Source organism: Streptomyces sp. PCS3-D2, assembly GCF_000612545.2.
Classification (GTDB): domain Bacteria; phylum Actinomycetota; class Actinomycetes; order Streptomycetales; family Streptomycetaceae; genus Streptomyces.
Genome location: NZ_CP097800.1, coordinates 2,858,452 through 2,879,704 on the forward strand (window position 1 = coordinate 2,858,452; position 21,253 = coordinate 2,879,704).

At 72.2% G+C, this 21,253-nt stretch carries 22 protein-coding genes and 1 pseudogene; 17 read left to right on the top strand and 6 right to left on the bottom strand.

Features of this window, described 5'->3' with window-relative positions; all coding sequences use genetic code 11:
* Positions 1-103: 103 nt before the first annotated feature.
* Complete coding sequence (locus AW27_RS11950; RefSeq protein WP_078556202.1) at positions 104-3,364, top strand: tetratricopeptide repeat protein; 3,261 nt, start codon at positions 104-106, stop codon at positions 3,362-3,364.
* A 293-nt stretch (positions 3,365-3,657) separates the two neighbouring features.
* Here AW27_RS11950 and AW27_RS11955 read toward each other — a convergent pair whose 3' ends face one another.
* Together AW27_RS11955 and mca are read right to left on the bottom strand one after the other, a co-directional pair.
* Entirely contained in the window at positions 3,658-3,891 is a 234-nt protein-coding gene (locus AW27_RS11955; RefSeq protein WP_037919269.1) for a hypothetical protein, read from the bottom strand.
* Positions 3,888-4,775 carry a mycothiol conjugate amidase Mca gene (gene mca, locus AW27_RS11960; RefSeq protein ID WP_037919264.1) on the bottom strand — a complete coding sequence of 296 codons (888 nt, stop codon included), beginning with the start codon at positions 4,773-4,775 and terminating at the stop codon, positions 3,888-3,890. The genes AW27_RS11955 and mca overlap by 4 nt, the downstream gene beginning before the upstream one ends.
* A 108-nt stretch (positions 4,776-4,883) precedes the next feature.
* On the opposite strand from mca, the gene AW27_RS11965 reads away from it, so the two are divergent.
* Complete coding sequence (locus tag AW27_RS11965; protein WP_037919260.1) at positions 4,884-5,297, top strand: DUF4307 domain-containing protein; 414 nt, start codon at positions 4,884-4,886, stop codon at positions 5,295-5,297.
* 231 nt (positions 5,298-5,528) lie between these two features.
* Positions 5,529-6,026: a transcription elongation factor GreA gene (gene greA / locus AW27_RS11970; RefSeq protein ID WP_037919257.1), complete on the top strand. Its 498-nt coding sequence runs from the start codon at positions 5,529-5,531 to the stop codon at positions 6,024-6,026.
* A gap of 140 nt (positions 6,027-6,166) precedes the next feature.
* Here the strand turns inward: greA and ilvA are convergent, their stop codons facing one another.
* Positions 6,167-7,399: a threonine ammonia-lyase gene (gene ilvA / locus AW27_RS11975; protein WP_037919256.1), complete on the bottom strand. Its 1,233-nt coding sequence runs from the start codon at positions 7,397-7,399 to the stop codon at positions 6,167-6,169.
* Between the two features lie 251 nt (positions 7,400-7,650).
* Here ilvA and AW27_RS11980 point away from each other — a divergent pair, with 251 nt between their 5' ends.
* From AW27_RS11980 to AW27_RS11990, 3 genes are read left to right on the top strand one after another with little or no spacing between them, the layout of a single operon-like run.
* Positions 7,651-8,172: a MarR family winged helix-turn-helix transcriptional regulator gene (locus tag AW27_RS11980; RefSeq protein ID WP_052030326.1), complete on the top strand. Its 522-nt coding sequence runs from the start codon at positions 7,651-7,653 to the stop codon at positions 8,170-8,172.
* Positions 8,173-8,228: 56 nt separating this feature from the next.
* Positions 8,229-8,651 (top strand): sigma factor-like helix-turn-helix DNA-binding protein, encoded by a 423-nt coding sequence (locus tag AW27_RS11985; RefSeq protein ID WP_370466476.1) that lies wholly within the window; start codon positions 8,229-8,231, stop codon positions 8,649-8,651.
* On the top strand, positions 8,648-8,902 hold the full coding sequence (locus tag AW27_RS11990; protein ID WP_037919255.1) for a hypothetical protein: 255 nt from the start codon (positions 8,648-8,650) through the stop codon (positions 8,900-8,902). The genes AW27_RS11985 and AW27_RS11990 overlap by 4 nt, the downstream gene beginning before the upstream one ends.
* Positions 8,903-9,025: 123 nt before the next feature.
* On the opposite strand, the gene AW27_RS11995 is transcribed toward AW27_RS11990, so the two are convergent.
* Entirely contained in the window at positions 9,026-10,183 is a 1,158-nt protein-coding gene (locus AW27_RS11995) for a cystathionine gamma-synthase (RefSeq protein ID WP_037919254.1), read from the bottom strand.
* A gap of 76 nt (positions 10,184-10,259) precedes the next feature.
* Here AW27_RS11995 and AW27_RS12000 point away from each other — a divergent pair, with 76 nt between their 5' ends.
* The 5 genes from AW27_RS12000 to AW27_RS12020 all read left to right on the top strand — a co-directional run bounded on the left by AW27_RS12000 (position 10,260) and on the right by AW27_RS12020 (position 15,664).
* Positions 10,260-11,366 (top strand): hypothetical protein, encoded by a 1,107-nt coding sequence (locus AW27_RS12000; RefSeq protein WP_037919249.1) that lies wholly within the window; start codon positions 10,260-10,262, stop codon positions 11,364-11,366.
* A gap of 220 nt (positions 11,367-11,586) precedes the next feature.
* Entirely contained in the window at positions 11,587-13,185 is a 1,599-nt protein-coding gene (locus tag AW27_RS12005; protein WP_037919246.1) for a M48 family metallopeptidase, read from the top strand.
* On the top strand, positions 13,182-14,324 hold the full coding sequence (locus tag AW27_RS12010) for a hypothetical protein (protein WP_052030292.1): 1,143 nt from the start codon (positions 13,182-13,184) through the stop codon (positions 14,322-14,324). Before AW27_RS12005 ends, AW27_RS12010 begins: the two co-directional genes overlap by 4 nt.
* A 69-nt stretch (positions 14,325-14,393) precedes the next feature.
* Positions 14,394-15,062 (top strand): peptide-methionine (S)-S-oxide reductase MsrA, encoded by a 669-nt coding sequence (msrA, locus tag AW27_RS12015; protein ID WP_037919244.1) that lies wholly within the window; start codon positions 14,394-14,396, stop codon positions 15,060-15,062.
* Positions 15,059-15,664: a DUF3885 domain-containing protein gene (locus tag AW27_RS12020; protein ID WP_236647558.1), complete on the top strand. Its 606-nt coding sequence runs from the start codon at positions 15,059-15,061 to the stop codon at positions 15,662-15,664. Before msrA ends, AW27_RS12020 begins: the two co-directional genes overlap by 4 nt.
* Before the next feature lie 2 nt (positions 15,665-15,666).
* Here AW27_RS12020 and AW27_RS12025 read toward each other — a convergent pair whose 3' ends face one another.
* Entirely contained in the window at positions 15,667-16,152 is a 486-nt protein-coding gene (locus AW27_RS12025; protein ID WP_037919950.1) for a hypothetical protein, read from the bottom strand.
* 155 nt (positions 16,153-16,307) lie between these two features.
* On the opposite strand from AW27_RS12025, the gene AW27_RS12030 reads away from it, so the two are divergent.
* The 5 genes and pseudogenes from AW27_RS12030 to AW27_RS12050 all read left to right on the top strand — a co-directional run bounded on the left by AW27_RS12030 (position 16,308) and on the right by AW27_RS12050 (position 18,598).
* Positions 16,308-16,514: a hypothetical protein gene (locus AW27_RS12030; protein WP_037919239.1), complete on the top strand. Its 207-nt coding sequence runs from the start codon at positions 16,308-16,310 to the stop codon at positions 16,512-16,514.
* Entirely contained in the window at positions 16,501-17,010 is a 510-nt protein-coding gene (locus AW27_RS12035; RefSeq protein WP_037919237.1) for a DUF6879 family protein, read from the top strand. The genes AW27_RS12030 and AW27_RS12035 overlap by 14 nt, the downstream gene beginning before the upstream one ends.
* A gap of 23 nt (positions 17,011-17,033) precedes the next feature.
* Positions 17,034-17,861 (top strand): helix-turn-helix domain-containing protein, encoded by an 828-nt coding sequence (locus AW27_RS12040; RefSeq protein WP_269084507.1) that lies wholly within the window; start codon positions 17,034-17,036, stop codon positions 17,859-17,861.
* Positions 17,862-18,108: 247 nt separating this feature from the next.
* Complete coding sequence (locus tag AW27_RS12045) at positions 18,109-18,351, top strand: hypothetical protein (RefSeq protein ID WP_236647556.1); 243 nt, start codon at positions 18,109-18,111, stop codon at positions 18,349-18,351.
* Positions 18,352-18,366: 15 nt separating this feature from the next.
* Positions 18,367-18,598: pseudogene (locus AW27_RS12050) on the top strand (DUF397 domain-containing protein).
* A gap of 485 nt (positions 18,599-19,083) precedes the next feature.
* Here AW27_RS12050 and AW27_RS12055 read toward each other — a convergent pair.
* Positions 19,084-20,169 (bottom strand): NAD(P)-dependent alcohol dehydrogenase, encoded by a 1,086-nt coding sequence (locus tag AW27_RS12055; protein WP_052030290.1) that lies wholly within the window; start codon positions 20,167-20,169, stop codon positions 19,084-19,086.
* A gap of 158 nt (positions 20,170-20,327) precedes the next feature.
* On the opposite strand from AW27_RS12055, the gene AW27_RS12060 reads away from it, so the two are divergent.
* Complete coding sequence (locus AW27_RS12060) at positions 20,328-21,230, top strand: helix-turn-helix transcriptional regulator (RefSeq protein ID WP_052030289.1); 903 nt, start codon at positions 20,328-20,330, stop codon at positions 21,228-21,230.
* Positions 21,231-21,253 lie beyond the last annotated feature (23 nt).

Sequence of the window (21,253 nt, forward strand, 5' to 3'; positions counted from 1 at the left end):
AAGTGTCCGCTTCCCTCTGAACTAGCTCAGATTCCCTCGCGCGCGGCGGGGTCCCGCAGGACACTTGGGGCACGTTGCCGGGAGCTCTCTGAGGGGGATGCCGATGCGGGACAGCCATCGTGGTGAGGCCGAGCGGCTGTTGGAGCGGGCCGTGGACGAGGCGGTCCGGCGGGGGGCGGGCCCGGCGGATGCCGCGGGCGGGGCGGTGGTGGACCGGGCGGCACTGCTGGCGCGCGGCAGGGAGGCCCTGGACGCGCTCGCCGCGAGCGCGGCTCCCGAGTACGAGGCCTACGCCCGGGCGTTGGACGAGGCGGCGGCCGGGGAGCAGTCGCTGGGCGAGGCGTTCCGGCGGGGCAACACCTCGACGGCGGCGCTGGTGACCGCGGTCGCGGCCGCCGCGGCCGTCGGGGCGGACCTGTCCCTGGGGGTCGCTGCGGGTACGGCGCTCACGACGGGCGCCGTCGTGGGGATCGCCGGAGCGGTGGCGACGGTGGCGAAGGTGACGGCACTGCACGTGCCGGCGGCGAACCGGCGGGCCGGGGAACTGGGCCGGCCGGGCGGGGCGGAGCAGCTGAAGCTGCAGTGGCTGTCGGCGCTGGAGGTGCGCGGGATACGTCCGTTCCTGGAGCAGCAGCGTGCGGTGGCGGCGGCTGCCCGGGCGCCGCGGCCGGTGGCGGTGTCGCCGGTGCGGGCGGTGGGTTCGTTGCGCGGGGCGGACCGCAGTGCGGAGGCCAGGCGGCGCAGTGCGCTGGAGCATTCGTTCGGGCAGTTGCCGGCCGTGGCGGACCGGTTCGCCGGGCGGCGGGCGGAGCTGACCCGGATCGCGCAGTGGGTGCAGGCGGCACGGGCGAGCACGGAGACCCGGCCGGTGGTGGTGGTGCTGTACGGGGAGCCGGGAGTGGGCCGGACGGCGCTGGCGCTGCGGGCGGCACATGCGCTGCGGGACCAGTTCCGGGGTGCGTGCCTGGTGGACATGCGGGGTGGTGCGCCGGGCGGGGAGCCGGGCGAGGCTCCGCTGTCGACGCGGGAGGCCCTGCTGCACCTGATGAACCGGCTGGGCGCGCCGCGTGAACAGCTGCTGTTCCGGGAGGGCGCCTCGGCGGAACAGCAGGTGCGGCGGTTGGCCGAGTTGTACCACCAGTACCTGCGGGGGTTGCCGGTGACGGTGCTGCTCGACGACGCGGCGAATGCGGCGCAGGTGCGGATGCTGGTGCCGGAGCGTTCGGAGAGTCTGGTGCTGGTGACGGCGCGGGAGCCGCTGGAACTGCCCGGGGACCTTGCGGCGTGGGTCCATCAGCTGCCGGTGGAGCGGCTGGACGGGGACGCGGCGGCGGAGCTGGTGCGGGCGGTGGCGCCGGAAGCGGCGGCCGCCGAGGGTGTCGCGACTTCGGTGGCGTCGGTGGTGGGGCTGAGCGGTGGATTGCCGCTCGCATTGCGGATGCTGGCCCCGCTGGTGGGTGCGGGCGTGGAGGTTCCCGCCGGGGAGGGCGGCGCCGGGGTGCATCCGGTGGAGGCCGCCCTGCGGGCGGCCGATGCCCGGCTGGCCGAGCCCGCCCGGCTGCTGCTGCGGCGGTTGCCGCTGGCGGGGCGGGCCTCGCTGGGGGGTGCGGCGGCGGCCGCGCTGGCCGACGTGCCGGAGCAGGCGGCGTTGCGCACGCTGGAGGAACTGTGGGAGGCGGGACTGGTCGAACGGGTCCGGGGCCAGCGGTTCCGGATGCACGAGGCGGTGCGCGCGCACGCCGCGGCCCGCCTGGCGGCGGATGAGGACCGGGCGCAGGCGGTGGCCGCGCACGAACGGCTCATCCGCACCTACGCGCAGCTGGCCGACGCGGTGATCCGGATGGTCGACGGGAAGATGTCGACCCGGGCGAACCAGTTCGGCGGGCACGGCTTCGTCTCCTTGGACGCGGCACTGCGGTGGCTGGACGACGAGTCGAGCTTCATCACGGCGGCGCTGCGGCATTCGGAGGGAGTGGACCAGCAGGCGGTGCTGGATCTGCTGGGTGCGCTGTGCGACTTCTGTCTGCTGCGCGGGGACCTGTACCGGCTGGGTGAGATCGACGAGCTCACCCGGGCGGTGGAGGCCGGCCGGCAGGGCCGGGCGGGGCAGCAGGGCCGGATGGTGCAGTGGCGTACGGGTATCGCGGCGCGTCAGCTGGGTGAGCTGGACAAGGCGCGGACCACGCTGACGTCGGTGGTGGACCAGTACATGGAGGCCCATCAGGAGGCGGGGGCGGCGATGGCGCTGGTCTCGCTCGGGATCACGCTGCACCACCAGGGGAATCTGCCGGAGGCGGCGGTACGCATCCGGGAGGCACTGGTGCTGCAGGAGCCCGCGGAGCTGGCGGGTGACCGGGCGTGGGGGCTGCACGCACTGGCGGCGGTGGAGCGGGACCTGGCGCACCTGGCGGAGGCGACGCGGCTGCTGGAGACGTCGCTGGAGCTGCACCGGGAGAGCGAGAGCGTGCACGGTGAGGCGTGGGCGCACTTCCAGCTGGGGCAGGTGCGGCTGCGGTTCGGCGAGGTGGAGCAGGCGGAGAAGGAGCTGGACCTGGCGTTGCAGCTGTACGGGCGGACGCGGGACGACCGTGGTGAGGCCTGGGCGCTGACGCAGCTGGGCCGGGCACGCGTGGTCGCCGGGGATCCGGGGACGGCGGTGGAGCGGCTGCGGGAGGCGCTGTCCCGGCACCGGGAGGCGGAGGACGCCCGCGGCGAGGCGTGGACGCAGTACTACCTGGGGCAGGCGCTGGAGGTGAGCGGCGAGCGGGACCGGGCGGTGCGGGAGCTGGAACGGGCGCGGACGATGTTCTCGCGGATGCGGGACGTGTACGGGCTGGCGCACGCCCGGCACCATTCGGGCCGGGTGACGCGGGACCAGCGGGCGGCGCAGACGGGGAACCTGAAGAACTCGGGCTTCGCCCGGCAGCTGCTGGTGGACGCGCGGGCGGATTTCCAGCGGATCGGGCTGGCGCACGGTGAGGCGTGGACCTGCCTGGAGCTGGCGGTGGTGGACGCCGGCAACGGGCGGCTGTCGCAGGCGCTCGGGTTGTGCGAGGAGGCGGTCCGGCTGTTCATCTCGTACGGGGACCGGCGCGGGGAGGACTGGGCCCGTTTCCTGCGGTGCACGCTGCTGCCGTACGTGGGGCTGGCGGGCCCGGGGGTACCGGAGGAGGCGCGGGCGGAGCTGGCACGGCTGGCGGAGGCGCCGCATGCGGCGCGGGACGGCCGGCTGGAGGAGTGCCTGGAGACGTACGGCGTGATCCTCGGCCGGGGCGTGGACCCGGCGGAGGGCTGGCAGGCGTGGCGGCTGGGCCTGGTGCCGGACCTGCAATCGCGGGAGGTCATGGGCGTGCCGCGGGTATGAACCGCGCCGTCACGGCGGTGTGGCCAGGTGCGGGCCGGGCGGTCACCGAGACATGGCGGAGGTGGGGGCCGGGCGGTCACCGAGACATCGCGGAGGTGCGGGCCGGCGGCCACCGACACGGGCCGGGGACGGCGGCGGGAGAACCCCTGCGCGCGTCCGACGGCCCGGCCCGGCCACCGCAGGCCCCGGCCCGTACGAGCGCGGGACGCGGCCGGGCAAGGGGGCCGTGCCCACGCGTGATCGCCGCCCCACCGTCGTCGGGGGCGGGGCGGCGCGCGGCGGGGTCCGGGCGGTTAGGCCGTCGGCTTGGCCGTGGGGGCGGGGGTGGCGGCGGGGCCCGGTTCGGGGGCCTCTTCGAAGTCCACCCGGCCCATGTGCCGGTTCATGGACTTCATCAGGGCCCACACGCCGAGTGCGAGGGCCGCGAACACGATGAAGCCCAGGATGCCGGGGGTCACCTTGTTCTTGTCGAAGGTGTCACCCGCCAGGGGAAGGAGCTGGGTCAGTGCTGCCTGCGTAGCGCTCATGGCTGCACATTCTCCCGGATGCCCGCGAAGAGGTCCGACTCGGGGAGGGAGGTGTCGACGAGCGACTTCGCGAGCTCGTACTCCTCGGTGGGCCAGACCTCCTTCTGGACCTCCATGGGCACGCGGAACCAGCCGCCGTCCGGGTCGATCTGCGTGGCGTGCGCGATGAGCGCCTTGTCACGGATCTCGAAGAAGTCCGCGCAGGGGACATGGGTGGTCAGGGTCCGCTCCTTGCGCTCGAACTCCTTCCACCGCTCCAGCCACTCGCCGTAGGGGGACTCCAGGCCGCGGGAGAGCATCGCCTCGTGCAGGGCGATGGTGCGCGGCTTGTTGAAGCCCTGGTTGTAGTAGAGCTTCTGCGGCTGGTGGGCGGGGCCGTACTCGGCCTCGGGGTACTTCTCGGTGTCGGCCGCTCCGTCGAAGGCGACCATCGAGATCTTGTGGGTCATGATGTGGTCGGGGTGCGGGTAGCCGCCGTTCTCGTCGTACGTGGTGACGACCTGCGGCTTGAACGCGCGGATCTTCTTCACCAGCTCGCCGGCGGCCTCGTCGACGTCCGCGAGGGCGAAGCAGCCTTCGGGGAGCGGGGGCAGCGGGTCGCCTTCGGGGAGTCCGGAGTCGACGTAGCCGAGCCACTCCTGCTCGACGCCGAGGATCTGGCGGGCCTCCTCCATCTCCTTGGCGCGGACCTCGTGGATGTTCTCCTCGATGTACGCGTCGCCCTGGAGCTTGGGGTTCAGCACGGAGCCCCGCTCGCCGCCCGTGCAGGTCACGACCATCACGGGAACGCCTTCGGACACGTACTTTGCCATCGTTGCCGCGCCCTTGCTCGACTCGTCGTCGGGGTGGGCGTGGACGGCCATCAGTCGAAGCTGCTCGGTCAAAACAGGATCCTCTGCGATTCGGCGCGACACTCGGCTTCTATAGTGACCGAACTGGGGGACGGAAAATTCCGGGGATGCCCCACCCTCCCCAGCGAGAGGACGAAGATCATGAGCGCGGTGCGCGAGGGACTGCCCGAGGGCCGCTACGGCCGGTCGGCGGACGAGCGTACCGACCGGAAGCTCAAGATCATCGGAGCGGTGTCGGGGGCCCTGCTGCTGGGCCTGATCGGCTGGATCGGCTGGGACTACGTCGCGGGCCGGAGCGTGAGCGCCGAGGTGATCAAGTTCCAGGTGATCTCGGACACCGAGGTGAAGGTGCACCTGGAGGTCCGCAAGGACGCCTCGGTCACCGGAGTGTGCACCATGGTCTCGCAGGACGAGCAGCACGCCGAGGTGGGCCGCGCCGACTTCACCTTCGCCCAGCACGCGTCGCGGGTCGACGAGGTCGTCTCGGTGAAGACCACGGGACGGGCCACCATGATCGAGTTGATCGGCTGCCAGCCCGCCGGGGCCGCGGGCTGAGACGCCCGGCCGGGACACTCCGGCGGATACGCCGCGGGGGTCGGAGTCGGGGCGCTCGGCCCGCGGCGCTCCCCGGAGGCGTCCCTCCGGGCGCTGCCCCCAGGCATGGGAGTGCCGTCGGCGGGGCAATGGCCCTCTGGGGTCCTCCCCCTTTTCTTCCCGAATTGTTAGGCTCGTGGTTTCGTCCGCCGCTGGCGGGCGTGTAGTCCCCTGTACCGACGAGGAGCACCCGTGACCCAGACGAGCGAGAGCGTCACCTGGCTGACCCAGGCGGCGTACGACCAGCTGAAGGCGGAGCTGGACTACCTCTCTGGTCCCGCCCGCACGGAGATCGCCGCGAAGATCGCAGCCGCCCGCGAGGAGGGCGACCTGCGCGAGAACGGCGGTTACCACGCGGCCAAGGAGGAGCAGGGCAAGCAGGAGCTCCGGGTCCGTCAGCTCACGCAGCTGCTGGAGAACGCCAAGGTCGGCACCGCGCCCGCGTCCGACGGCGTGGTGGCGCCGGGCACGCTCGTGAAGATCGCCTTCGACGGCGACGAGGACGACACCATGGAGTTCCTCCTGGCGTCGCGCGAGTACGCCTCCGGGGACTTCGAGACGTATTCCCCGCAGTCGCCGCTGGGCACCGGCGTGCTCGGCAAGGCGATCGGCGAGGACGCCGAGTACGAGCTGCCGAACGGCAAGAAGGCCTCGGTCAAGATCCTGGACGTCAAGCCCTTCACCGGCTGATCACCCCCGATCGCCTTCGGTCCGCATGTGATGCCCCGTCCGGTTCTCCGGCCGGGGCATCCTCCGTACCGGGGTCCTGTTGTACGGCAGGTCCTGCGCGTACGGCAGGTCCTGCGCGGCCGCCGTTCGCCCCCGGTCGGTCAGCCCATCACCTTGTACCCCGCGCCGTGCAGCGTCCGCGCGACCTCAGCGCAGTGCTCCGGTCCCTTGGTCTCCAGGTGAAGTTCCACCTCCACCTCCGTGAGCCCGAGCCGCGGGTCGGTCCGTACGTGGCTCACGTCCAGCACGTTCGCGTCGACCACGGACAGCACGCCCAGGAGACCGGCCAGCGCACCCGGCCGGTCCGCCACGCGCAACCGCAGGGACAGGTACCGGCCCGCGGCCGCCATGCCGTGCCGCAGGATCCGCTGGAGCAGCAGCGGATCGACGTTGCCTCCGGACAGTACGGCCACCACCGGGCCCGCCCCGTACCGCTCGGGCTCGCTGAGCAGGGCCGCGACCGTGCTGCACCCGGCCGGCTCGACGACGAGTTTCGCCCGTTCCAGGCACAGCAGCAGGGCACTGGAGAGGGCGTCCTCGGACACCGTGCGCACGTCGTCGAGGAGCTCGCCGATGATCCTGAACGGGACGTCGCCGGGGCGGCCCACCTTGATGCCGTCGGCCATCGTGTTCGGGTGGTCGATCGAGACCGGGTGGCCGGCCTTGAGGGAGGGCGGGTAGGCGGCCGCGCCGGCCGCCTGCACCCCGACGACCCGCACGTCGGGCCGCAGTGCCTTCACGGCGACGGCCACTCCGGCGGCCAGCCCGCCGCCTCCGATGCCGACGAGGATGGTGCGCACCTCCGGGCACTGTTCCAGGATCTCCAGTCCGACCGTGCCCTGGCCGGCGATGATGTCGCGGTGGTCGAAGGGGTGGATGAACACGGCGCCCGTGCGGTCGGCGTAGTCCTGGGCCGCGGCCAGGGTCTCGTCGACGACCTGGCCGTGCATCCGTACGTCGGCCCCGTACTCCTGGGTCGCGGCGACCTTCGGCAGCGGCGCCCCGACCGGCATGAAGACGGTGGAGCGGACGCCGAGGAGCGAGGAGGCCAGTGCCACGCCCTGGGCGTGGTTGCCGGCGCTGGCGGCCACGACGCCGGCGGCCCGCTGCTCGGGACGCAGACCCGCGATGCGCACGTAGGCTCCGCGGAGCTTGAAGGATCCGGTGCGCTGGAGGTTCTCGCACTTGAAGTGGACGGGCGAGCCGGTGAGTGCGGACAGGTGCCGGCTGCCTTCCATCGGCGTGACCCGGGAGACGCCGGACAGCATCTTCTGAGCCCCCCGGACGTCGTCGAGGATGACCTGGGGAACGGGCTGGGGCACGCGGTAGTTCATGCCGCCAGTCTCGCAGCCCGGACGCGGCCGGGCGCGGAGCGTCCGGCGGGGCTGCGGGAGGGGCCGGGGCGCGTGCCGCGGGGGTCCGGGGCAGGTCTGGGATCAGGGTCGAGATCTCGCCAACCGGAACACCCGCGGGACGGGTGTCCCCGTGGGCCGCACCAGTTCTCGTACGCGGCGTACGAGCCGCCGCAGGGCCGCGTACTCTGTCCCCCATCCCTGTCGGACCCACGCGAAGAGAGCCCATGGCCATGCCTTCCTCCCCGGCCAATTCCGATCTGCCCGTGCAGACCGAAGCGCCCGCCGGAGCCGGTCTCCTCGACGCGCTCCAGCACCAGGTGGCGGTCTTCGCCCGGCGCGCCGAGCAGACCCGTCTGGGAGGGGTGGGCCAGGCCCGCAACTCGATGGACCGCGCCGCCTACCTGCTGCTCAACCGGCTCGACCTGGAGGGCCCGATGGGCGTGAAGGCGCTCGCCGGAGGGATGGGCATCGACTCCTCCACGGTGACCCGGCAGGTCGCGCCGCTGGTCGACAGCGGTCTGGTCAAGCGGACCTCTCACCCCGAGGACGGGCGGGCCGTGGTCCTCGCGCTGTCCCCGCGGGGGCTGGCGCGGCTGGAGGAGGTACGTTCCTCGCGGCGCGAACTCATGGCCCGGGTGACGGACGGCTGGAGCGAGGACGAGCGCGAGTCCTTCACCGGGCTGCTGACGCGCTTCAACCTGTCGCTGTCGGAGCTGATGGCGGCCGTGGCCGAAGCCGGTCCCGCCTCCTGAGCGGAGTCCGTCCGTCCTCTTGACCTGACCGGTGCCACCGGCCGCACTATGTGCATATGCGGGTGGTTGATCAACCGGCGGGCTCCTACGGAGAGTTCGAGGCCTTCGTCGCGGGTGCGGCGGGGCGGCTCCTGCACGTCGCGGTGCTGCTGACCGGAGACCCGGATGCGGCCCGCGGACTGCTGGGGGGTGCGTTGGCGCGCACGTACGCGCACTGGCGGCGGTTGCGCGCGGACGACCCGTACGACTTCACCCGGCACGAGCTGTGCGCGGCCTTCGCCCGGACCGGCTGGCGCCACCACGGCGGGGCGGGGGTGCTGGCGCGGCTGAGCCCGAACGAGCGGCTCGTGCTCGTGCTGCGGCTCTACGAGGGGCTCGCGGAGGAGGTCACGGCGGCGCAGCTCGGGATGCCGGTGGAGCGGGTCCGCGTGCTCTGCAACCGGGCCGTGTCCCTGCTGCGGGCGCGGGAGGCGGCGTGAGCGGGATCCCGGACCGCAAGGAAGCCCAGGTCAAGCAGCTGCTGGAAGGCCCGTACCCGGTGGTGCCGACGGGCCTGGCCGCCGGTGCGGCGGCCCGCGGGGACCGGCTCCTGCGCCGGCGCCGGGCGCTGCGCAGGTTCGGCTGGGCGGTGCTGTTCGCGGCCGCGGTGGCCTTCGTGGTCTGGGCCTCCCTGGCCCGGCCCTGGGCGGGCCCGCCGACCGGCATCTCGCCACCCCTGGAAGGCTGGTAGCCCGCGGGCGGCCGGCCGGGGGCAGTCCCGTGCGCCGGCCCGTGCGCGGCCCGGGCCCGGCGCAGCAGGGCCCGGTGCCGGACCCCGCCGGGTTCGGGCCGGGTCCGGCGGGGCCCGCGGGGGTCAGCCCAGGGCCTGGGTCAGGTCCGCGATCAGGTCGTCCGCGTTCTCGATGCCCACCGAGACACGGATCAGGTCCGCCGGAACCTCCAGCGCCGAACCGGCCACCGACGCGTGCGTCATGCGGCCCGGGTGCTCGATGAGGGACTCGACGCCGCCCAGGGACTCGGCCAGCGTGAAGACCTTGGTGCGGCCGCAGACCGCGACGGCCTCCTCCTCGCCGCCGGCCACCTGGAAGGACACCATGCCGCCGAAGTTGCGCATCTGCTTGGCGGCGATTTCGTGCCCCGGGTGCTCGGGCAGGCCCGGGTAGAGCACCTTGGTGACCTTCGGGTGGCGCGTGAGCACCTCGACGATCTTGGCGGCGTTCTCCGCGTGCCGGTCCATGCGCACGGCCAGGGTCTTGATGCCGCGCAGCACCACCCACGAGTCGAACGGCCCGGCCACCGCGCCCATCGCGTTCTGGTGGTAGGCCAGTTCCTCGCCCAGCGCCTCGTCGGCGGTGACGAGCGCGCCGCCGACCACGTCGGAGTGCCCGCCCATGTACTTGGTCAGCGAGTGCACGACCACGTCCGCGCCCAGTGCCAGCGGCTGCTGCAGGTACGGCGAGGCGAAGGTGTTGTCCACGACCAGCTTGGCACCCGCGGTCCGCGCGATGTCGGCGACGACGGCGATGTCGGTGATGCCGAGCAGCGGGTTGGAGGGGGTCTCGACCCAGATGACCTTCGTCTTCGGGGTGAGGGCCGCGCGGACGGAGTCGGCGTCGGAGGTGTCGGCCACCGACCACTCCACGCCCCAGCGGGAGACGACCTTCGCAAAGAGGCGGAAGGTGCCGCCGTAGGCGTCGTTCGGGATGACCACGTGGTCGCCCGGCGAGAGCAGCGTGCGCAGCAGGCAGTCCTCGGCGGCCAGTCCGGACGCGAAGGCGAGGCCGCGGCGGCCGCCCTCCAGCGCCGCGAGGTTCTCCTCCAGCGCGGTCCGCGTCGGGTTGGCGCTGCGGCTGTACTCGTAACCGCCCCGCAGGCCGCCGACGCCGTCCTGCTTGTAGGTGGAGACCTGGTAGATCGGGGGCACGACCGCGCCGGTCTGCGGGTCGGCGGTGTTGCCCGCGTGGATCGCGCGGGTCTCGAAGCTCTGGTGCTCGTGGCTGTCGTCGCTCATGCTCAGATGCTATGCCCAGGCTCGGCGTGCACCCCCCTGTTCGCCTGTCGGCCCTCCGGTCTGGTTCGCTGGAGGCATGGAGATTCTGTGGTTCCTGTTCGCGGTGCTCATGATCCTGTTCGTCGTGGGCCCGTACGTCCGGCGCCGGCGCGGCGGCATCCGCCTGGTCGCGCCCGGCAGCCCCGACGCGGCCGACCCGGCGAACTACGGATTCGAGCGGCAGGAAGACCTCGACATCCGCATCCCCGGGCCGGACCAGGACCTGATGGACGCCCTCGACAACGTGCGGCGCACCGGGCAGTGGCAGGCGGCCTCGCAGCTGCTGGCCGGGACACCGCGGGAGGGCGAGCGGCGCTGGCAGCGCGTGCAGGCCTTCGGCGGCGCGGCGGCGCTGGAGCTGGCGGCGCAGCCGGGTGCGGGCGCCCAGTGGCTGAAGGCGTGGCGGCTGGAGGCGGACAAGGACGCGGGCGGCGCGCAGGTGCACGCGGAACTGCTGGTGCAGCAGGCGTGGCGGCACTCGGGCGGGGTCGGCTCCGACGACCACCGGATCATCCTGGAGGAGGCCCGGGAGGCCTGCCGCAAGTCCGCGCTGCTGGCTCCGGGCGACCCGGTCCCGTACATCACGGAGCTGGCGATCGCCCGCGGCCTGGCGTACCCGGAGGCGGAGTTCGACGAGCTGTGGGCGAAGGTCATCGACCGGGCGCCGGAGCACATGGGCGCGCACCTGGCGGCGCTGCACTACTGGTGCGCGAAGTGGCACGGCTCGCGGGAGAAGGCCGATGCCTTCTCGCACGCGGCCGCCGCGCGCGCGCCGCAGGGCTCCCTGCTGGCGGCGCTGCCGCTGTTCGCTCTGTACGAGAACCTGCCGGAGGTGATCCTGAGCAGCGGTTTCTACCGCAGCGAGGCCGTCACGCGGGCGGTGGAGGGTGCGCTGTACGCCGTGCACACGGCCCGGCAGGACGACCCGATGCTGGCGCACGTACGACACCTGCTGCTGCTGTTCCTGGTCAACATGGAGCGGTGGGCGGAGGCGATGGAGCAGGTCCGCCACGTGGACGGATACGTCGGCGCGCTGCCGTGGTCGGCGGCGGAGGATCCGGCGGCGCAATACGCCCTGTACCGGGCCCTGGCGGTGGCCGGCTACGAGGCCAACGGCGGCTCCCCCGCCACCCTCCCCCAGTAGCGGTGGACACCCCCGGCGCGCCGGCCGCGCCGGGGGCCGGTCCCGCGCAAGCAGCAACGCCACCCACCGCCCACTACCGGCGGGTACCCCCCACGACCAGCGGCGATGAGCGGTGCATAAAGTTGCCGTCACCATTCTCTGAGCCGCATCGTGCGGGGCGGCGGCCACCCCCCGCCGCGCGTCTCGGCACCGCTTTCATCCCGTGGGGGGATCTGTCCATATGGGCGCTTCTTTGCGCGCCGTTCGCGCGCTCGTCCTGCTCGCAGGCTTCTACCTGCTCGGCGTCTTCCTGCTCGCCGCGCTCGCAGGCCTCGACTTCGCCGTCGTCACCTGGCTGCACGGCCCGGCCGCCTTCAAGATCGTGATCGTGTCGGTCGTCCTCGCCGTCCCGATCGTCCGCGGCCTGTTCATGCTCCGCACCCCCAAGGGCGACCCGCCGGCCGGCATCACCGTCACCGAGGCGCAGGAGCCCGTCCTGTGGCGGACCGTGCGCGAGATCGCGCAGCAGGTCGGCACCCGCGCCCCCGACGAGATCGTGCTGATCGACGAGGTGAACGCGGCCGTCGCCGAGGACGCCCGCCTGCTGGGCCTGCGCCCCGGCACCCGTCGCCTCTACCTCGGCCTGCCCCTGATGACGGGCCTGGACGAGATGCAGCTGCGCGCCGTGCTCGCCCACGAGATGGGCCACTACGCCAACTTCGACACCCGCCTCACCCCGCTGATCGCCCGGGGCCGCGCCCAGCTGATCCGTACGATCGGCCACTTCCACGAGCGCGCCGACAACAAGGTCGCCAAGGAGCGGGCCCGCCAGGAGAAGCGGGACGAGAAGCGGATCGCCAAGGGCAAGGGCGCCAAGGGCGTCGACACCTCCGGAGAGGGCGCGACGTACCGCGCCATGGCCAAGATCTACACGGCGTACGGCTCCTTCTACCTGCGCGCCACCCGCGCTGCCGGCCGCCGCCAGGAGCTCGCCGCCGACCTCGCCTCGGTGCGCGTCGCCGGCCGCGACTCCGCCGCCTCCGCGCTGCGCGAGATCAACGTCCTGGACTCGGCGCACGGCTTCTACATGAGCTCGTACGCCACCCTCGGCGTCGGCGCCGGCCTGCTGCCCCGCCCCGGCGAGGTCTTCGGCGGCCTGCGCAAGCTGCTCGACGCCCGTACGGAGGACCTGGACGACCTGCGCCGGGACCTGTCGACCGAGCCCGCCTCCCCGTACGACTCGCACCCCCCGCTCGCCGAGCGCGTCGCCCGTATCGAAGCCCTGCCCGACGACGGCCGCGGCGGGCAGGGCGCCCGTCCCGCCCTGGAGCTGCTGTCCGACGCAGGCGCCTCGCTGGCCGCGCTGGAGCAGGTCGTCCTCACCCCGGAGGCCCTCGCGCTCAAGCGGGTGGACTGGGAGGACCTGGTCCACGAGTCGATGACGCGGTACGTCGGCGAGGGCGCGGAGGAGATCCGCGAGGCCTTCGCCGCCGAGGGCGCCGGTCCCGGGCTGTCCGCTCTGCTCGACGCGGTCGACGCCGACCCGGCGGTCCGCTGGCGGGTCGCCGACCGCTTCCCGAAGTCGGAGGAGGCCGCGGCCGCCACGGGCCGCACGGCCCGCGAGTTCGCCCGCCCGGTCGTGCGGCGGGCCCTGAACCAGCTGGTCACCGTAGAGCTGACGGGCCGCGGCGCCGCCCGCTGGCAGCTGTCCTGGTCCGACTCGGCCACCCTGCGCTACCCGACCGAGGGCTTCGAGGAGCAGCTCCGGCTGGCCCTCGACGCGGTCGTCGCCGACCAGCCCGACACCGAACCCCTGCGAAAGCTGGTGCTTGCCCCGTGATCGGCCTGTACATCCTCGGCGCCGTGCTGCTGTTCGGCGCCTTCAAGTTCCTGCGCGGCGTCTACTACATCCGCAAGGCGAAGCGGCTGGAGGCGGAGATCGCCACGCTGGACGCCGGTACGGAGGCAGTCGAGGCCGGTCTGAAGGCGGACAAGGCCGCGGCGGTCGTCGCGCTCGGCTTCGTGGCGGAGGAGGACCTCGACACCGAGAACCCGGCGCCGGTGCCGCCCGAGCGGACTGCGGTCCTGCAGGCCGTTGCGGCGGGCGACTGGGAAGCGGCGGCGGCCTACGTGGAGGCGGCGGGCACGGACTGGCACGAGCGGATGGAACGGGTCCGCCCGCTGGCCGAGGCGGCCGCCGCGGACGACGACGCTTGGCTGCTGGCATGGCGCGCGGCCCGTCCGTCCGACCCGACGGCTGCCCTCGTCAACGCCGACGCCGCGATCATGGTGGCGTGGAACGTGCGCGGCAGCCAGTCCGGCAGCCGAACCACACAGGAGCAGTTCCGGCTCTTCCGCGAGCTCCTGGTCAAGGCCCAGGAGGCCGCCCACGAGGCCCAGCGCCTGGCGGACCCGGCGGACCCCACCCCGTACATCGTGGAACAGCCCATCGGCCAGGGGCTGGGCTACTCCCACGAGCGCTACCGGGAGCTGTGGGCGAAGGTCGTCGAACGCGACCCGAAGGTGTTGTGGTCGCACATCGCCGGCCTGCAGTACTGGTGCCGGAAGTGGCGCGGCTCGCACGAGCTGGCGCTCGCCCACGCGCGGGCGTCCGCAGCCGTCGGTGAACCCGGCGACCTGCTGTCGCTGCTGCCGCTGATCGCGTACTTCGAGCAGGAGACGTACGAGGACGACCTGGCGGCCGAGACGTACTTCAAGGAGCCGGAGATCGTCGCCGCCGTGGACGCGGCCCTCCTGGACCTGGCGGCGGCCGGCGACGACCACCCCGGGGCGGCGCACATGCGGCACCTGTTGGCCTACCTGCTGTTCTGGCAGGACCGCGACGAGCAGGCCGTGGAGCAGTTCCGGCACATCGACGGCTACATCGGCGCCCTGCCGTGGAGCTATGCCGGATCGCCGAAGAGCCGGTACCTGTACGCCCGCGACTGGGCGGTGGGCGTGGTGACGCCGGGCCTGTGAGCCATGGGGGCGGGTCGGGGAATCCCGGCCCGCCCTCCGTGCGTTGTCCCTCGCACAAGGAGGGAATCCATGTTCTCGTACCGCCGCACGCCCGAGCTCCCCACCCGCGAGGAGGCCCTGACGGGCCGCCCGGAGCCGCTGTTCGCCCTTCCCGAGAAGCACACCGTGCTGGGCAACCCACTGGCCGGACCGTATCCGGCCCACCTGGAGGTCGCCGACTTCGGGCTGGGCTGCTTCTGGGGGGCCGAGCGCACGTTCTGGCAGACCCCCGGGGTGTGGACCACAGTGGCCGGCTACCAGGGCGGCTTCACCGAGAATCCGACGTACGAGGAGGTGTGCTCGGGCCTGACCGGCCACACGGAGGTCGTCCGGGTCGTCTTCGATCCCGCGGAGGTCTCCTACGCGGCCCTGCTGAAGCACTTCTGGGAGTCCCACGACCCGACCCAGGGCTTCCGCCAGGGCAACGACGTCGGCACCCAGTACCGCTCGGCGGTCTACACCCACTCCCCCGCCCAGCAGGCCACGGCGGAGGCCTCCCGCGAGGCCTACCAGCAGGTCCTGGGCTCCTCGGGCTACGGCGACATCACCACGGCCGTCCTCCCGGCGGCGGAGCGCCCCTTCTGGCCGGCCGAGGCACACCACCAGCAGTACCTCGACAAGAACCCGGGCGGATACTGCGGCATCGGCGGCACGGGCGTGTCCTGCCCGATCGGCGTGGCCCCGGCGCCCGGGGAGTGAGCGGCCCCCTGCTCCCCGACCCGGCGCACGAGCGGCTGACCCGGCTCTGGCAGGCTCACCGGCCTGCCGGGCCGATGCTGCCGTGGGAGTTGAAAACGGTGTACCCGGATCGCTGGGTCCGCTTCCACAGCCTGCCGGGGTCGAAACGCTACGCGGAGGACGAAGCGGAGTACGCCGTCCTCCTCGACCGGTACAACACGGTCCTCGACGAGCTCTTCACGGGCGGTGAGGCATACGTGGTGACCACAGACTGGGCCGACCCGTCCGAGCCGACGGACCACTCGGCCCACCGTGTTGCCCTCCACCCGGAGGGCACGCTGTGGACGGCCCTGGACGACACCGACGACCCGGATCCGGCCTTTCACACGCGCTGGTACTTCTACGCCGACCGCCGCCCCTGGCAGCGCGGCTGTCTCGACCCGCTCCTGCGCGCCGTCGCGGACGACACGCTGCCCGGCATCTTCGTGACAGACCCGGACCTCACCCGCATCCACCACCCGTACGACGGCGGCGCGGATATCATCCTCCCTACCTCCGAGGAACGGGACCGCCTGCGCGGCCAGCACTCCGCCTGGCTGTCCACGCACCCGTCGGGGTACTGATCTCAGGACGGGTCGTAGCCGTAGACCCGCTTCGCGTCCAGATGGAGCTCGTAGGGGCCCCAACAGTCTGCGGCGAGAGTGGCCACCGGGGCTCCGCAAGGACAGGCACGGTTGAGTCCGCTGTCTCCGGACGGTCCGCAGCATCCGCTGCTGTTCTCCCAGTCCGGCAACGGCTGTATGTCGGGCGCGTCATCGGGGTGGATCACGATGTCGTCGCGCGGCCCGGCAGAGATCACGAGTACCCCTTCGTCACTCCGCCGGAATCCACGCGGCTGCGCAGGCCCGCCGTCTTCCTGGTCCGGATGCGGCACGTACGGTGCGCCCCACGGTTCGGTCTCGATCGCATAGTGCCCCTGCGGCAGCGTGGCTGGCGCCCGCCGACTCTCCTTGTCCCGTTCTTCGTCGTCGGGCACCGAGGGAACGGCCGGCAGCGGCGTCAGGTCTGGCGTAAGACTGCCGCCGCACTTGGCACACAGGAAGACGGTCATGCTGCCGTTGTAGCCGCCGCGTGCATCCCAGCGCATCCTCGATTCCAACCGAGAGCTGCTTTCCCGTTCTGGAAAGGATCAGTACTTGACCCCACCACAACCAGCTCGGGAGCATCGAACGCAACAGGGCGTACGCCGACGTGTGGGGGGCAAGGATGCTGCGGAAGCTTTCCGGTGACCCGGAGTGCAGGAACGGAACGTGCCCGACGCTGTGGGGTACCGAGGACGCCAAGGACTACGTAGTGCAGGGCTACGTCATCACCGACCCGGGCCGGCTGGCGCAGCTGGACCTGCCCGAGGGGGAAACCGCCGTCATAGTCCCGGCCGCGGTGCTGGAGGAGTACTTCCGTGCTCAGCGGTGAGGAGTTCGGCCGGCTCTTCGAGACCTTCGAACGGACCGCCTTCCGGCTGGAGACCCTCGCCGTCTACAGCGTGGAGGAGGAGCGTGAGGAGTTCGAACGCTTCCTGGCAGGCGGAGACATGGGCCCCACTTGGGACGACAACCCATGGGTACGGTCGATGACCGACAAGGGAAAGCAGGTCTCACGCGTCCACATCCTTCGGTCTCCGCTGACCGACTACCTGCGGTACGAACTGGCCGCCTATCCGGGCAACATCGCGGCCGGCGAGACCATCGGAATCATCGACCTGTCAGAGCAAGCCGTGACCGGCCTGCCCGATCACGACTTCTGGTTGTTCGACGACCAGGACGTATACCGGATGCACTACACGCCCGAAGGTGCGTTCACCGGCGCCGAACTGCTTCCTGCCCACTGCCTTGCCGAGTATCAGGACTACCGAGACCGCGCCTGGGCCGAAGCTGTGCCGTTCACGGAGTACCCGGAGCGACACCGCTGACCGCCGACTCGATCGGGAAAGCCCTGCGGGCGCTGCGCGACGCATCCGGACTCACGGGTGATTCGGTGGCCCGCAGGGCTTCCATGTCGGCCGGGAAGCTCTCGAAGATCGAGACGGGCAAGGTACGACCAACCGTCCAGGACGTGGACCTGGTCCTCACTGCCATAGGCGTGAGCGAGGAAGTCAAGGAAGAGTTCCTGGCAGCCGCCCGCGCTGAGGCCACCGAAGCCACCGCATGGCGCCTGCTGCGCCGCTTGGGCCCTTGGAAGCACCAGAAGACCATCCGGGCCATCGAGGCAGGCACCACCACACTCAGGCTCTTTCAGGGGCAGCTCATTCCCGGGCTCCTCCAGACGCCCGAGTACGCCTACGCCGTCTTCTCCCTGCCGCCGTCCCTGCCGGAGGAGACGAGGACCAAGACCGTGGCTGCCCGTCTCGAACGCCAATCCGTCCTGTACGAACCGGGCAGGTCATTCCGCTTCGTTATCTGCGAACACGTACTGCGATGGCGCATCAGCGAGCCCGTGGTCATGGCACTCCAGCTCGACCGGCTCGTATCCGTGTCTCGTCTGCCCAACGTCTCGCTGGGTGTCGTCCCGTCCGACCGCCGGATGCCCGACTTCCCCATGACCTGCTTCAGCCTCCACGACGACCGTCTCGTCATCGTGGAGACGTTCCACTCCGAGGTCACCACCCACGACCCGAAGGACGTACAGGTCTACCTCGACACCTTCATACGGTTCGCCGCCGTGGCGGTCTACGGCGATGCCATGAGAGCCCTGATCGAGGGCATCCGGGACGGATTCTTGCCCCAACAGGAAAGGTCCTGGAAGGAGCTGCTCAGCGAGTGAAGCATCAGCGGTGCCGACACCCGAGGGAGGGAATCCCAGTGAGCAGCCCCAGCAGCACGATGGACCCACCGGTTCAACTGTCCCTCCCCCGCACACCGCCTGCACCTGCGCCGGGTTGCGGGGTCTGCGCTGCCCTTGCGAAGCAACGCACAGCGGCGTACGGCGCCGGGGACCTGTCCGCCGTCTCGGACTGCAACGTCGAGCTGGCCGCACACCCCATGAAGCACTCTGCGGGGCGGTAGTGGACATGCAGACCTGGAGGGACGGACGTACAGCGGCTCTGAGCGCCTCCGGTGCCATGCGGGAGGTGCTCGCCTCCCTGGGCCTGCCGGAGAGCGCGTACGCGGCGATACGCCCACAGGTGACTCCCCGAGGCGAGCCGCTCGTGCACCTGGGCTCGATCCCCGCTGCTCACGTCGAGCAGATCGCAGAGGCGCTGCGAGGCACCCGGACACTCCCCGAGCGGGACAGCGGTGCCCTTCCCATCTGAATCCAGGACGACAAGATGACCGACCTGTACGGACTCGACCTGACCGGAGCCCACTTCAGCAAGGCGTGCGGAGGCAGCACCCACCCGGACGGCGAGGCGTGCCTGACCCTCGCGAAGATCGGGCCGGACGCATGGGCGACGGGCGACGGGCGACAGCAAGCGTCCAGACGCCGAACCGCTGTGCTTCACCACGGCCGAGCTGGACGCGGCGGGCATCGACCCCACCCTCTTCGACCTCTCCGCCTGAACTGACGGCCCTGCCTTCACGTGGCCGCGTTCCCGACTGCCGACCTGCCTCCGATCCAGACGGCGCACAGGCTCATGAAACCGCCTTCGCTGATCAGGGCGGCCGGGGAGGAGCCCAAGGAGGCCGGCGAGTGGCTGGAACTCCAGCTCGCAGAGTTCGCACCCCGCTCCGCCTCGGAGCAGGATCGGGAGGTGAACAGGCTGGTTCTCCTTGTGAAGTCTGCCGTCGAGCGGCTGACGTGGGGAGGAGACATATCCCTCGGCCACTGCCTGAAAGGCACTGTCTTCCACTCCGTCGCCCTCGCGGCGTGCTCGCCGAACCGTGCTGCTCCCGACCTGCCCTGCCCGGCACGGGCGTGTCCTGCCCGATCGGCGTGGCCCCGGCGCCCGGGGGGTGAGCGGCCCCCTGCCCCGCCCCGGCACCGTCCTCGACGGGCTCTTCGCCGGCGGCGACGGCCGGGGCGCGCAGCCGGGGCCGGCGCCCCGTCAGATCGTGGAGGCGTCGATCACGAAGCGGTAGCGGACGTCGCTCGCCATGACGCGGGCGTAGGCCTCGTTGATGCGGGCGGCGTCGATCAGCTCGATCTCCGCGCCCAGCCGGTGCTCGGCGCAGAAGTCCAGCATCTCCTGGGTCTCGGCGATTCCGCCGATCATCGATCCGGCGAGGGTCCTACGGCCGCCGATGAGGGAGAAGAGGTTGAGGGAGACCGGCTCCTCCGGGGCGCCCACGTTGACCAGGGCGCCGTCCACCTTCAGCAGGCCCAGGTAGGCGTCCAGGGCCAGCGGGGCGGAGACGGTGGACAGGATCAGGTCGAAGGTCCCGGCGAGCTTCTCGAAGGTGGATTCGTCGCTGGTGGCGTGGAAGTGGGTGGCGCCCAGCCGCCGGCCGTCGGCCTCCTTGCGGAGGGTCTGCGACAGCACGGTGACCTCCGCGCCCAGCGCGTGCGCCATCTTCACCCCCATGTGGCCGAGGCCGCCGAGACCGACGACCGCGACCTTCTTGCCCGGGCCCGCCTGCCAGTGCCGCAGCGGCGAGTAGAGGGTGATGCCCGCGCACAGCAGCGGGGCCGCCTCGTCCAGGGCGAGGCCGTCGGGGATGCGGACGGTGTAGTTCTCGTCGACGACGAGGTGGGTCGAGTAGCCGCCGTAGGTGGGCTCGCCGTCCCGGCCGAGGGCGTTGTACGTGCCGGTCATGCCCTGTGTGCAGTACTGCTCCCGGCCACTGCGGCAGTGCTCGCACACGCGGCAGGAGTCGACCATGCAGCCGACGCCCACCCGGTCGCCGACGGCGAACCGGGTCACTTCCGTGCCGACCTGGGCGACGACTCCGGCGATCTCGTGTCCGGGGACCATGGGGTAGATGCCCTCGCCCCATCCGTCACGCACCTGGTGGATGTCGGAGTGGCAGATGCCCGCGTACATGATGTCGATGAGGACGTCGTGCGGCCCGACGGGACGGCGCGGCACGGTGGTGCGCTCCAGCGGGTCGCCGGGGGCGGGGGCGGCGTACGCGGCGACCCGGGTGACCGGGGTGTGCGCGGTGCCGGCGGCGGTGGTGGCGGTGGCGGACATGGGGCTCCTTGAGGCGGTGGTGTCGCGGTGCGCACCACGCTGCCGGTCCGTGCCGCCGGTACCCAGGCCCCTGCGCTTCGTACGACTGGCGAACCTACTACTGCTGGGGTCAGGCTCGGACCGTCCGGGCGGTGGGCCGCCCGGAGATACTGGGCGGCATGGACCAGCTTGATCAGCGAGCCTGCCTGGGCGAGTTCCTCCGCTCCCGCCGCGCCCGGCTGCGCCCGGAGGACGTGGGCCTGACGGACTACGGGCGCCGGCGGCGCGTGCCGGGGCTGCGGCGTGAGGAGCTGGCGCAGCTGGCGGGGGTGTCGGTCGCGTACTACACGCGGCTGGAGCAGCGCGACGGGGTCAACGTCTCGACGGAGGTGCTGGAGGCCATCGCGCGGGCCCTGCGCCTGGACGGGACGGAGCGGGCGCACCTGATGGACCTGGCGCGGCCCAGGGCCCGCAGGCGCCGCCAGAGCCGAAGGCCGCAGCAGGTGCGTCCGGCGCTGCGCACGCTGATGGACGCGATGGACGGCGTACCGGCCTATCTCGTGGGGCACCGCCAGGACGTCATCGGCTGGAACCGGCTGGCGGCCGCGGTCTTCGGGGACTTCGGGGCGCTTCCGGCCGCGGAGCGGAACCTGGTCCGGCTGATGTTCCTGGACCCGGCGACCGCGGAGCTGTACGGGGAGTGGGAGTGCCAGGCCTGCTGGGTCGTCAGCAACCTGCGGCTGTACGCGGGCCAGCACCCGGACGACGAGCAGTTGTCGGCGCTGGTCGGCGAGCTGTCCGTGAAGAACGAGGAGTTCCGACGGCTCTGGGCGGCGCACACGGTGGCGGACAAGACGCACGGCGTGAAGCTGCTGCGTCACCCGCTGGTGGGGGAGATGCGCCTGTCCTTCGAGACGCTGACGCTTCCCGACGATCCGACGCAGGCCCTGGTGACCTTCCATGCGGAGCCGGGCTCGGCCTCCGAGGACGCACTGCGCCTGCTGGCGTCGTGGGACGCGCAGCGGGCCGCGGAGCGGTCGGCTGCGCGGACGGCGGAGCAGACCGCGCAGCCGACCGGCTGACCTGCGGTGGCGGCCTGTCGCCC